At 45.5% G+C, this 12,558-nt stretch carries 13 protein-coding genes; 7 read left to right on the top strand and 6 right to left on the bottom strand.

Annotated elements, in window-relative coordinates; genetic code table 11:
- Window positions 1-186: 186 nt before the first annotated feature.
- The 3 genes from ilvC to QN395_RS00360 all read right to left on the bottom strand — a co-directional run bounded on the left by ilvC (window position 187) and on the right by QN395_RS00360 (window position 3,550).
- Window positions 187-1,203 (bottom strand): ketol-acid reductoisomerase, encoded by a 1,017-nt coding sequence (gene ilvC, locus QN395_RS00370; protein ID WP_322119455.1) that lies wholly within the window; start codon window positions 1,201-1,203, stop codon window positions 187-189.
- Window positions 1,204-1,329: 126 nt separating this feature from the next.
- Window positions 1,330-1,821, bottom strand: a complete 492-nt coding sequence (gene ilvN, locus QN395_RS00365) for an acetolactate synthase small subunit (RefSeq protein ID WP_188565843.1) — start codon at window positions 1,819-1,821, stop codon at window positions 1,330-1,332.
- A gap of 1 nt (window position 1,822) precedes the next feature.
- A complete protein-coding gene (locus QN395_RS00360) occupies window positions 1,823-3,550 on the bottom strand; it encodes an acetolactate synthase 3 catalytic subunit (RefSeq protein ID WP_322119456.1) in 1,728 nt (575 codons plus the stop codon).
- A gap of 559 nt (window positions 3,551-4,109) precedes the next feature.
- On the opposite strand from QN395_RS00360, the gene QN395_RS00355 reads away from it, so the two are divergent.
- The 6 genes from QN395_RS00355 to QN395_RS00330 all read left to right on the top strand — a co-directional run bounded on the left by QN395_RS00355 (window position 4,110) and on the right by QN395_RS00330 (window position 7,784).
- Window positions 4,110-4,682, top strand: a complete 573-nt coding sequence (locus QN395_RS00355; RefSeq protein ID WP_322119457.1) for an RNA polymerase sigma factor — start codon at window positions 4,110-4,112, stop codon at window positions 4,680-4,682.
- On the top strand, window positions 4,679-5,095 hold the full coding sequence (locus QN395_RS00350; protein WP_322119458.1) for a DUF3619 family protein: 417 nt from the start codon (window positions 4,679-4,681) through the stop codon (window positions 5,093-5,095). The genes QN395_RS00355 and QN395_RS00350 overlap by 4 nt, the downstream gene beginning before the upstream one ends.
- A gap of 2 nt (window positions 5,096-5,097) precedes the next feature.
- On the top strand, window positions 5,098-5,778 hold the full coding sequence (locus QN395_RS00345; protein WP_323491877.1) for a DUF3106 domain-containing protein: 681 nt from the start codon (window positions 5,098-5,100) through the stop codon (window positions 5,776-5,778).
- A gap of 3 nt (window positions 5,779-5,781) precedes the next feature.
- A complete protein-coding gene (locus QN395_RS00340) occupies window positions 5,782-6,318 on the top strand; it encodes an RDD family protein (protein ID WP_322119460.1) in 537 nt (178 codons plus the stop codon).
- 166 nt (window positions 6,319-6,484) lie between these two features.
- Window positions 6,485-7,153: a TetR/AcrR family transcriptional regulator gene (locus tag QN395_RS00335; RefSeq protein ID WP_322119461.1), complete on the top strand. Its 669-nt coding sequence runs from the start codon at window positions 6,485-6,487 to the stop codon at window positions 7,151-7,153.
- A gap of 49 nt (window positions 7,154-7,202) precedes the next feature.
- On the top strand, window positions 7,203-7,784 hold the full coding sequence (locus QN395_RS00330; protein ID WP_322121602.1) for a TIGR00730 family Rossman fold protein: 582 nt from the start codon (window positions 7,203-7,205) through the stop codon (window positions 7,782-7,784).
- Between the two features lie 42 nt (window positions 7,785-7,826).
- Here QN395_RS00330 and QN395_RS00325 read toward each other — a convergent pair whose 3' ends face one another.
- Window positions 7,827-10,169 carry a heavy metal translocating P-type ATPase gene (locus QN395_RS00325; RefSeq protein ID WP_323491876.1) on the bottom strand — a complete coding sequence of 781 codons (2,343 nt, stop codon included), beginning with the start codon at window positions 10,167-10,169 and terminating at the stop codon, window positions 7,827-7,829.
- 101 nt (window positions 10,170-10,270) lie between these two features.
- On the opposite strand from QN395_RS00325, the gene cadR reads away from it, so the two are divergent.
- Window positions 10,271-10,747 (top strand): Cd(II)/Pb(II)-responsive transcriptional regulator, encoded by a 477-nt coding sequence (gene cadR / locus QN395_RS00320; RefSeq protein WP_322119463.1) that lies wholly within the window; start codon window positions 10,271-10,273, stop codon window positions 10,745-10,747.
- A 28-nt stretch (window positions 10,748-10,775) separates the two neighbouring features.
- Here the strand turns inward: cadR and QN395_RS00315 are convergent, their stop codons facing one another.
- Together QN395_RS00315 and QN395_RS00310 are read right to left on the bottom strand one after the other, a co-directional pair.
- The gene (locus QN395_RS00315; RefSeq protein ID WP_322119464.1) at window positions 10,776-11,579 is read right to left on the bottom strand and encodes an abortive infection system antitoxin AbiGi family protein; all 804 of its coding nucleotides are present in this window, start codon (window positions 11,577-11,579) and stop codon (window positions 10,776-10,778) included.
- Window positions 11,580-11,670: 91 nt separating this feature from the next.
- On the bottom strand, window positions 11,671-12,435 hold the full coding sequence (locus tag QN395_RS00310) for a hypothetical protein (protein ID WP_322119465.1): 765 nt from the start codon (window positions 12,433-12,435) through the stop codon (window positions 11,671-11,673).
- Window positions 12,436-12,558: the final 123 nt, after the last annotated feature.

Here is a 12,558-nt window from a genome sequence, read left to right as displayed (position 1 = left end):
GGTATGTATATATTTAGTGTCCATATATTAATTGGACGATATGTTATTTTTTATAAAAAATTCGGGGAGTATATTAAAATCAATAAGGGAATTTCAATAAAAAAGTCGCCCTGGCAGGCGACTTTTTTGTTTTCAACTTGCGCAGACTAAAAGTCAGCGCCAGAAGATAATCTGCAATTGTCCAGATTAATTTTTCGATTGATCGACTAATTTATTCTTAGCAATCCAAGGCATCATTGCGCGCAACTTAGCACCGACCTCTTCTATCTGATGCTCAGATGTCAAACGGCGACGGGAAATCAAAGTAGGTGCACCTGCTTTATTTTCCAGGATAAAACTCTTCGCATATTCGCCAGTTTGAATATCTTTGAGGCATTGACGCATTGCATCTTTGGTCGCGGACGTGACGACTTTAGGGCCGGTCACATATTCGCCATATTCTGCATTGTTCGAGATCGAGTAATTCATGTTGGCGATACCGCCTTCATAGATCAGATCGACGATCAATTTTAATTCGTGCAGACATTCAAAATACGCCATTTCTGGTGCATAACCAGCTTCGACCAAGGTCTCGAAACCAGCTTTGATCAGTTCAACTGCGCCACCGCACAATACTGCTTGTTCGCCGAACAAATCGGTCTCAGTTTCTTCACGGAAGTTAGTTTCGATGATACCGGCACGACCACCACCGTTGGCCATCGCATAGGACAAAGCGATATCACGTGCAGAGCCTGACTTGTCTTGATATACAGCGATCAAGTGAGGCACGCCACCACCTTGAGAATAAGTGCCGCGAACTGTGTGGCCCGGCGCTTTTGGGGCGATCATGATTACGTCCAGATCGGCGCGTGGTACGACTTGGCCGTAATGAACATTAAAGCCATGTGCGAACGCTAATACAGCACCTTGCTTGGCATGTGGCGCTACGTTTTCAGCATACACTTGGGCGATGTTTTCATCTGGCAACAAGATCATGATGACGTCAGCTGCTTTCACTGCATCATTCACTTCCGCTACATTCAGACCGGCATTTTTTGCCTTGTCCCATGACGCGCCACCTTTGCGCAGAGCAACGGTAACTTTGCAGCCAGAATCATTCAAATTTTGTGCGTGGGCATGACCTTGGGAACCGTAACCAATGATAGTAACGTTTTTGCCTTTGATGAGGGACAAATCGCAATCTTTATCGTAGAAAACTTTCATTTTTATTCCTTCGTAATTTAATTAGTTTAATAATTTTGTAAATAGAATTTTAGAACTTGATATTGTCTTTAATTGGCGTGTGTAATGACTACCAATAATTCCGACTAAAAATCTTTAATTGTTTGTTTAGACTTTGAGAATACGCTCGCCGCGACCGATGCCAGAACCACCAGTACGCACAGTTTCTAAAATCGCTGTGCGGTCAATGGAATCGATAAAGGCATCCAGCTTGCCTTTATTACCGGTCAGTTCGATGGTGTAAGTTTTTTCGGTGACATCAATGATACGTCCACGGAAAATATCCGCTGTACGCTTCATCTCCTCACGCTCTTTACCAACGGCCCTGACTTTGATCAACATCAGCTCACGCTCGATATGCGCACCCTCGGTCAGATCCACCACCTTCACGACTTCAATCAGACGATTTAAGTGCTTGGTGATTTGCTCGATGATGTCATCCGAACCCGAGGTCACAATGGTCATGCGTGATAGCGTGGCATCTTCGGTCGGCGCTACCGTTAAGGTTTCGATGTTATAACCACGAGCAGAAAATAAACCAACCACACGTGACAAAGCACCCGCTTCGTTTTCCAGCAAAACAGAAATGATATGTCTCATGTTATAAATCCTCCGAGCCGAGCAGCATTTCAGTCAAACCAGCGCCCGCCTTGACCATAGGCCAGACGTTTTCGGTTTGATCTGTGATGAAGTTCATAAACACCAGACGATCTTTCATTGCGAAGGCATCTTTTAAAGCGCCATCAATATCAGCTGGGTTTTCGATCTTCATGCCAACATGGCCGTAGGCCTCTACTAACTTGGTAAAGTCCGGCAAAGAGTCCATGTACGACTCGGAATAACGTGAACCATAATCAATTTGCTGCCACTGCCTGACCATGCCAAGGAAACGGTTATTCAGCAAAATAATTTTTGGCGTCAAATGATATTGCTTGCAAGTAGCGAGCTCTTGAATACACATTTGTATAGACGCTTCGCCTGTAATACAGGCGACAGTCGCACCGGGATTGGCCATCTGAACACCCATCGCATAAGGCAAGCCCACGCCCATCGTGCCCAAGCCGCCAGAATTAATCCAGCGACGTGGTTTGTCAAAGCCGTAATACTGCGCCGCCCACATTTGATGCTGACCAACGTCAGAGGTGACGAAGGCGTCGCCCTTGGTGATTTCCCAAACTTTCTGAACAACTGACTGAGGTTTGATCACTTCGGTCGATGTCGGGAACTTCAGACAATCGCGTTTGCGCCATTCATTGACTTGCTTCCACCAGTCTGCCAGAGCTTTGGGATTAGATTTGGTTTCAGCGACACTCAATTGCGACAAAAATTCTTGCAATACGTCTTTAACATTACCAACGATAGGAATATCAACTTTTACCCGCTTAGAAATCGACGATGGATCAATATCGATATGAATAATTTTGCGCGGACTAGACGCAAAATGTTTGGGGTTACCGATAACGCGGTCATCAAAACGTGCGCCAATCGCAATCAACACGTCGCAGTGCTGCATTGCCATGTTAGCTTCGTAAGTACCGTGCATGCCGAGCATACCGACAAATTTATCGCTAGAGGCTGGATATGCGCCTAATCCCATCAAGGTGTTAGTGCATGGAAAGCCTAATTGATCGACCAGTTTATTCAACTCTGGCGACGCATTCGCCAGAATCACACCGCCACCGGTATAAATCATCGGGCGCTCTGCTTGCAGCAATAGTTGCACCGCCTTACGGATCTGACCAGAATGACCTTTATCCACAGGCTTGTAAGAGCGCATTTCAATTTCTTTTGGGTAAAAATAGGTAGTCTTGTGCATGCTGATATCTTTAGGGATGTCAACTAACACAGGACCGGGACGACCCGTTGTAGCGATAAAAAAAGCCTTTTTAATGGTCGTCGCTAAATCTCTGACGTCTTTCACCAAAAAGTTATGCTTGACGCAAGGACGTGTAATACCGACGGTATCGCATTCCTGGAAAGCATCCTGACCAATGGCGTGGCTTGGGACTTGGCCGGAAATGATCACCATCGGGATCGAATCCATGTAAGCGGTTGCCAGGCCAGTTACCGCATTGGTAACGCCAGGGCCAGATGTCACTAGCGCAACACCCACTTTTTGTGAGGATCGGGAATAAGCATCGGCTGCGTGTATCGCGGCCTGCTCATGACGAACAAGAATATGTTGAAACTTGTCCTGATTAAAAATTGCATCGTAGATATAGAGTACAGCACCGCCCGGATATCCGAACACATGCTCAACACCCTCTTCGGCCAGACATTTAACTAAGATCTCTGCGCCGGTTATTTCTGTATTTGTATCTGAACTCATTTACGTTTCCTTTCAAGGTCCATAGGAGATTGATCGGATGTTCTTTCCTGACGAAATTACGAAGCGAGGCGGTCTGCTGATATTCCTTTTTGTGCGGTCACATTACCCTTGGTACATCCGTTGGATATATTTCCAGATAAGGCTTAGAACACTCGTCCAATCAGTATTTTGGGCTTTGCTAAGACAACTTCTCACGCTTGTGGCATGGGTTAGAACAAACTGCTTCATTAGAGCGAACCTGCAGAGGACAGCATTGTGAGCCGATTCCAGCAAGTATTTATTGCCTCGAGATTTCAAGGCGGATTCATACGGTACTGTGTTGCACCATTTTGGTCAAGACAAATTCCACCTTTTAAAGCACAAAATCCCTTCCAAATCAGGTACTTTGTACAAAAAACGGGACATAGAAAAGGAATTTTGCTAGCATGGGCGCACTTTTAAAGGGAAAGACAATCACGTAACTCGTGCGCCAACCCAATAGCTGCAAAAAAATATGCAAGAATAGCTTTTTGCGACAGATAAACAAAATTACTAAGTTATTGATTAGCTACGCCAACAGATGGCCACAGACAAAGAATTATCCAATTTCCTTGAAGGCGTAGAACGTCGCGCTTTCAAACATGCCGTCTATACCGTACGCAACCAAGAGTCTGCGTTGGATATTGTGCAAGAATCCATGATCAAGCTTTCTGAAAAATATGGCGATAAGCCTGCGGCAGAATTGCCGATGCTATTTCAGAGAATTTTGCAAAACACGATTCTAGATTTTTTTCGTAGAGAAAAAGTGCGCAATACTTGGGTTAGCTTATTTTCAAGTATCACTCCAAACAATAATCAAGGCGATGATAATTTTGATTTATTGGAAAGTTATGCCGCAGAAGATGGCACAGAAGCATCGGAATCAAGCGCGGACAAGATAGAACGTGAACAAGTTCTGAATATTATCGATGAGGAAGTACAAAAACTTCCAGCGCGTCAACGGGAAGCCTTCCTCATGCGTTATTGGGAAGACATGGACGTAGCAGAGACTGCCGCCGCAATGGGCTGCTCAGAAGGCAGCGTAAAAACGCATTGTTCCCGCGCGACACATGCGCTCGCAGTATCGCTTAAGGCAAAAGGAATAACATTATGAATTACTCACGAGAAGCGCAAGACCTCGACTTTGCCTACAAAGTACGGCATGCATTAAACGAATCCGCTGAAAACATTCCCGCACCGGCGCTGGACAGGCTCGCTAATGCGCGCAAAATTGCAATGTCACGCAAAAAGCAAGCTTCGCCAAGTGCGGTTTTTGCATTTGGTGGCGTTTTAGCTGGCAATGCGGGGTTTTCTTTCCAAGGACCACAATCTTGGCTAGGTAAGCTGGGCGTTATCTTGCCTTTGCTGGTACTGGTTATGGGCTTGACAGGCATTTACGAATACGAGCAACAAAGAAGAATTAGCGATTTAGCAGAAATTGATGCGGCAGTTTTAGTCGATGAATTGCCACCTGATGCTTACCTTGATACTGGCTTTAGCGCTTATTTGAATAAAGCGGAGGAATAGGCGTGCGCTTATCCACTTTGTTCGTGGTCAACAGAACTGAAGTCCTTGCCTTAATCATGGCAGTGGTAGCGTCGGTAACTTACGTCATGTCAGCTACCGCTGCTGACGTGAAGCCAACTGTCGCGCAAAAAGCTACCTCGTTACCAGCAACGCCATTGACTAGACCAAGCTGGCAGGAATTAAGTGCGACACAAAAAATCGCACTTGCCCCACTCGCGCCTGAATGGCAACGGATGAGTGAGCAAAATAAAAAGAAATGGCTAGAAATTGCAAATAAATATGCAGTAATGAAGCCAGACGAGCAAGTTCGGGTGCAAGAACGTATGCGCGCCTGGGTTAAATTAACGCCTGAACAACGCATGCAAGCACGAGAAAATTTTGCTCGTACAACTCAAATAAACTCAGAAAAAAAATCTGAGCAGTGGCAGCAGTATCAAAAATTAAGTGAAGAAGAAAAGAAAAAACTCGCAAGTGAAGCGGTGAAGAAAAAAAGCGTAACAAATCTTCCCTCAGAAGCTCAACGCAAAGCAGTACCTCTGGCTCCTATCAAAGGTGCACCTAAGGCAGCGTTGGCAGCACAAGCAAACAAGCCGGTGGCTGTGATTGCACTCCAATCAGCAAGTTTGCCAGCAAGCGTGTTGCCTGCACCAAACACGTCGGTATATCAAACTCCGGCAAAGTAACAAGTGGCTACAACAAATACTGTTATCCCTCCTCCGGTAACACCAGCCTTAAAACGTCGGCTTATTTGCATGGTTTATGAAGCGATGCTTTTGTTCGGTGTCATTTTTACGGCAGGCATGATATTCGACGTCTGGACCCAGAGCAGGCATGCACTGACCCTTCGCCACGCTCGTGAGGCCTGGCTCTTCGCCATACTCGGAATATATTTTGTGTTTTTTTGGTGCCGGAGTGGTCAAACTTTGGCAATGAAAACGTGGAATATCAAACTAATTGATGGCGAGAGACAAAAATTACCCATCATTAAAGCAGTAGTTCGCTACTGCCTGGCATGGATGTGGTTTATTCCAGGCCTGGCGATTGCCTACCAATTCGAATTAAAAGGCTGGCTCGCTATTGTGGCCGTCACCGCAAACATTATCCTTTGGGCGCTAACATACAAGCTTGATAAAGATGGTCAATTTTTGCATGATAAATTAGCGAAAACTCGCTTGGTCCACGCGGAAGTTAAATTAAGCAATGACACCAGATTCGTAGATTAAGACTGATTCCAACGCCAACTACAATCCAGTCAAATATTCATTTATAGCGAATAATTTTATGTTTCACTATAAACACAACGAATTCTCTTGGGAAAATCCCTATCCAATTTTTGTGCTTTGCCAGTTCAATGTTATTCTATTGAAAAAATAATTCTAGAGAGTCGGCATGCAACACAAAACGCCTCGTCGTACCAGGGAACGTATACTGGACTTATCACTTCGCCTATTTAACGAATTTGGCGAACCCAATATCACAACCACTGTTATTGCTGAAGAGATGCATATCTCTCCTGGCAATCTTTACTATCACTTCCGTAATAAAGACGATATTGTTAATTCTATCTTCACTCAATTTGAAGAAGAAATTAATAAAAAACTCGCGTTCCCGGAAGGTCGTAAAGCGAACATTCAAGATATCTGGACTTATCTGCATCTGACCTTTGAATTGGTCTGGCGCTATCGCTTTTTTTATCGTGATTTAAACGATCTGCTGTCCAGAAATCGCAATCTGGAACTGCATTTTAAACAAATTCTGTCGCACAAAATCAAAGTCGCCACCGAGCTTTGCTATGGCCTGCGTACCGATGGTGAGTTTGAAGGCAACGACATCGAGATTGACGCCCTTGCGACCAACATGGTGGTGGTCGCCACGTATTGGTTGTCCTACGAATACGTCCGCAATCCTCGCAAATACACCGAGCTACAAACCATGTCCGAATCCCTGGCGCGTGGCTGCTATCAGGTGATCGTGCTAATCAGCCCTTACTTGCGCGGCGAAACTAAAAACGTCTTCGAAAAACTATCGCAAGAATATCTGAAAAAAATTAACCCATAAAATTAACCAGTAAGCTCAACACCCGCGCTTCAGGAATCCCATGTCCACCATAAAATCGCTTTGCGTTTACTGCGGCTCATCCATCGGTGACGACGACGCCTACGCGCAAGGCGCCCGCCAGCTCGCTGCTGAAATGGTATCGAACAGCATCTCCCTCGTCTATGGCGGTGGCAATGTTGGTTTGATGGGCGTGATCGCGGATGAAGTCTTGCGGCTCGGTGGTCAAGTAACTGGAGTTATCCCGCAAGCCCTGATGGATAAAGAAGTTGGCCATACAGGTTTAAGCCAGTTACACATCGTAAAAAATATGCATGAACGCAAAGCAATGATGGCGGAATTGTCAGACGGGTTTATCGCCATGCCGGGCGGTGTCGGCACTTTGGAAGAACTATTTGAAATGTTCACCTGGTCGCAACTAGGTTTCCATCAAAAACCTTTGGGCTTATTGAATATCGCTGGTTTTTACAATAGCCTGCTCGATTTTCTGCAGCACACCGTCAATGCCAAGTTTTTAAAAGCGGAACATCTGGCGCTGCTACATCAGCAAGAAAATCCCGCCAAACTGATTTTAGACCTGCAGCAAGCCAAGCCTTTGACATTGCATAAATGGGTCCGGCAAGCGGATATTTAAACTAAATTAAGCAAAATCCGCACTGATACAGCTAATAAAATTTCATTCACGCAAACTATTTTTCTGTACTGCTTTTAACAAGCGCAGTCCATTAAATACCACAATCAAACTCGCCCCCATATCGGCAAATACAGCCATCCATAGCGTTGCCATTCCCATCATCGCCATTATAAAAAATACGATTTTAATGCCCAGCGCAATCGCGATATTTTGTTTGAGAATGGCAGAAGTCCGGCGACTCAGACGGATAAATTGAGGAATTTTTCTGAGGTCATCATCCATCAAAGCGACATCGGCAGTTTCCAGAGCAGTGTCACTTCCGGCAGCGCCCATAGCGAAGCCAATAGTGGCTTGCGCCAGCGCCGGAGCATCGTTAATACCGTCACCCACCATACCCACAGTACGATAATCGGCGATCTCTTGTTTGATCGCTGCTAGTTTGTCTTCTGGCAGCAAATTGCCGCGTGCATCATCGATGCCGGTCTGGCGTGCGATTGACTTAGCGGTCAATGTGTTATCGCCAGTTAGCATCACGGTGCGGATGCCGAGTTGATGTAATTCCGCAATCGCAGCGCGACTGGTATCACGCACTGCATCAGCAACGGCAAACAGTGCGATGACGTGCGTATCATTACTTAACATGACGACGCTCTTACCTTCCGCTTCCAGGCGATTCAGCGCGGTCTCGATTTCTGGATTGCAGGTACCCAATTCTTCGATCAGACGATGATTCCCAAGATAGTGATATTGCGCAGCAATGCGACCTTTGGTACCGCGACCGGTCAGCGCTTCAAAATCGGTGACCTCACCCGTCAACACATCGCCACTTTTTTCTCGCCAATATGCATGAATTGCAAGCGACATCGGATGATCAGAGCGTGCCGCTAACTGGGCGGCAAGGCGCAAGCCATCTTGCTGTGTGCCGGACAACATCACCACATCGGTGACTTGCGGTTTGCCCTGTGTGATCGTGCCCGTTTTATCTAGCGCAATTGACTTGAGATAACGCCCCTCCTCCAGATAGCGCCCTCCTTTGATCAAGATACCGGCCTTGGCAGCAGCCGACAATCCGCTGACCACAGTGACGGGGGTAGAAACTACCAAGGCACAAGGGCAGGCAATCACCAGCAGCACCAGTGCTTTATAAAACCAGATCATCCAAGGCAAACCCATCGCCAATGGCGGCACGATGGCGATCGCTAATGCAATCAAAAATACGCAAGGCGTATAGATCTTCGCAAAACGATCCACAAAACCTTGAGTTGGCGCTTTACTAGCTTGCGCCTCTTCCACTGCATGAATAATGCGCGACATGGTGGAATCATTTTGTAATGCCGTCACCGTGTAGTCAAAAGAACCCGTCTGATTAATCGTCCCGGCAAATACTTTATCGCCTGGCACTTTTTCTACTGGCATGCTCTCGCCTGTGATCGGAGCCTGATTGACGGTTGATTGTCCTTTGCTAATCAAACCATCCAACGGTATCCGCTCACCAGGCGCAACCCGGATGCTAGCGCCAAGCTGTGCATTCGCCGCCGCGATGACTTCCCATTTGCCATCTGCTTGTAATACTGTCGCCTGTTCAGGCGTCATCGCCATCAAGCCGCGGATCGCATTACGCGCGCGGTCCAGTGATAGAGCCTCGATCATTTCCGCCAGGGTAAATAAGACCATCACCATCGCCGCCTCCGGCCATTGCTGCAGAATGACAGCACCAGTCACCGCGATGGACATCAAGGCATTGATATTGAGATTCGCATTTTTTAAAGCAATCCAACCTTTTTTGTATGTCCCTAAACCGCTTAAACTAATCGCAAATAAGGACAACACAATCACTGGCCAACTATTCTCAGACCCACTGATAAAAGCAATCACTTCTGCGATGACCGCAGCTAGTCCAGCGACGCCAATCAGCATCCATTTTTTACGAACAGAGCCAGATTGATTATTAGATGTTTGCTGCGTATCGCGGTTGACAGATGCGTCTTCGCTCATCAACACCGCATCCATCCCAATTGCCTTCAATGCAGATTGCACCTGAGTCAGTTGATCTGCCAGATGAATCACCGTCAACTTACGTTGCATCAAATTGAAGTGCAGTTTGCTGATACCTTCCATGTTCGCAAACTTATTGCGTATCAATGCCTCCTCAGTCGGGCAATCCATATTTTCAATAGAGAATAAAGACTTTACGCTGCCAGCAGCCGTGATCATTTCAGCCTTATCAGCGAGTAAATCCATCCCCGATTTGTGATTGCCCGTTGAATGATCGTGACCGCAACTATGACCATGTTGATGCTTATCGTGAGAATGAGCTTGATGAGTCTGCTCGTGATCGCTCTTTTGGCTATGAGCGTGGCGATGCGGATGATGGTCGTGCGGCATGTTGTTTCCTAAAAAAGCGTATATTGCACATTAGAGACCCTGTAGCAGGTATAGAGTCAAGCGTAATATGGAAATAAAGGCATTTTATGGCGAAGGATCTAATGAATAGAGATCAGAACCCTGCATCCAGCGGTGGTTTAAAAATCGGTGAACTGGCGAAACGCACAGGCTGTCTGGTAGAGACCGTGCGCTACTACGAAAAAGAAAAATTGTTACCACCGCCAGCACGCTCGGATGGCAATTTCAGGCTGTATGACGATGGACATGTAGAACGACTGCAATTTATCCGCAACTGCCGCTCGCTAGATATGACGCTAGAAGAGATACGTCGCTTGCTAAAGTTCCGCGACGCGCCGCAAGAAAATTGCGCCGAAGTGAATACGCTGCTGGATGAACATATCCATCATGTAGCACACAGAATCGCTGAACTCAGCAATTTGCAAACGCAGCTAAGTGAGCTACGCAGCCTATGTCAGCACGTACAAGCGAGCAGTGATTGCGGGATATTGCAGAGTCTGGCAAGTGCAGATGGCGGGGCACCAGCGAATCTGGGTACGCATCATGGTGGCTGCCATTAATTGAATTGAGGTGATCGTGTTACCGCAATTAAGCTGCTACGTTAATCGTTTCTGGTTGCACTAAAATCGTTGGAATAGAAGTGGCTTTTTGTTGAAGCGCGAGATTTTCAATGAGTTTCTTCATACTGGGCATCTCTTTGTCATATTGGACACAAATATACTCTATGTCTTGGAGAAGAATAGGTAACCGCTTTGCAACATCACGAATGCCGCCTATAAATCCGTGTGAGCCAGCGATTCGCCATTCAAGCTCATCCAAATGATGTCGTACTTGGACATAGGAGAGTAAGCTCCAGACGTTTTTCAATTCATCAGGTGTTTGCCCCCACAAAACCCCTTTTCCAGTCACTATGTGCAAGGTTCGTATTTTTGCGTCCATAAGTATGCAATATAGCGCCTTTGAGGTTGGTGAATTTTCACCAACGTATATAACCCTATCCGCATTGTTTTGCTCGAGCCAATAGCGCTTAATAACCACACCATAACCACCAAAGCCAAAATGCTGGGTTGACAACACCCTCCCCTCTGGAATTTCAGTAAAACATAGCATAGGAATTTTCCCCGAAATAGCACCTACACCACACATAAGCACGTTTTTTTCATTATCGGAAAGGTCATTAAATGATATTCCAAGACTGTTAAGCTTCCGCTCAATCCTTGGATAAATTTCATTAATGAAAAAATTAGTTAGATCACTATTGTCTATAATTGGTCGTAAAATTACATCGTGGTCAGTCAGTAGCAGACCTTGGGTTAGTGCCTGTTCTAAGAAGACAAGTTCACGTGTGCTATGGAGAAATTGCAATACGCTAGAATATGGATCTGTTGTCATTTTCTATTCACGCTGGGGAAGATGTGTAGAGTCTAAACTTGCACTTTCCTGTTAGCAAATAACAGGTATATTTTTAGCCAATAGCAGTAGCCTACTCATCATATGGTGGCGCACTTTCAGTAGCGTTTAAGAAAGTGTCGTTTAGTATGCAAGACAACAAATCTGGAGATAGCTGCTGCATCTTTTTTTTCCCAAATAATCCATTAAAAGGGCTTAATCGACGTAAAGTGACAAGACCACGCGCGGTGATTTGGATGTAATCTGTTATCCAAAATCTTGGGCAAGCAATTTCGCTTTTACTTATAAATATACCAAGCGAAGAGTCCAGATTTTCTAGGAATTTTTTTACTTCCGGCATCAGTTCGCAATGTCGAATACGTACCTTTGAAAATACCGCGTTTTCTCCTTGCTGCGCTGCTCGATAAACATATCCACCGGCCACCCGATGCATGCCGTTAGTAACCACCACCGCACCTCCAATTGCAGTAAACCTCGCGCCACCCATACAATTTTCAGCATATTGCGAGAAAAGATTATCTCTCCATTCTCCATCGAAATAATTAAACACTCCAGATGACCAACCTTGACACGTCAATCCTGATTTTTCGCGCGTTGGGTATAAAATCTCTCGCCACGTTTGACCGGTTTCAAAAAAATTATGATGGCTTAAAGCACAAATATTCTTTAGCGGCAAATCTAAAAAATATGATTTCGAAGGCAAGCAAAAGAAACATTCGAAAATAGTTAAAATCGGCCTATCGAGCTGCGGTTGTCTGTCTAAAAGCCTACATTTCGAGCTCAGAGCTTGATCGCGAAGAGATTTGAGAATACCAGACACTGAGCTTTCTTTTGACATCGTTGTTGTACCTCTATTATTTCATCAATAACAATCTGTGATTTATTAGCCAACATACGTGGAAAACATCAACTACGCGCAACCGCTACTGGCTGCTTTTTACAACAAGAAAACTCGATTCAA

Origin of the sequence: Undibacterium sp. RTI2.2, from assembly GCF_035018705.1 — a bacterium.
Taxonomy (GTDB): Bacteria; Pseudomonadota; Gammaproteobacteria; order Burkholderiales; family Burkholderiaceae_D; genus Undibacterium.
Note: the sequence above shows the minus strand (reverse complement) of the source record. Positions and strands in the feature narration are given on the sequence as shown.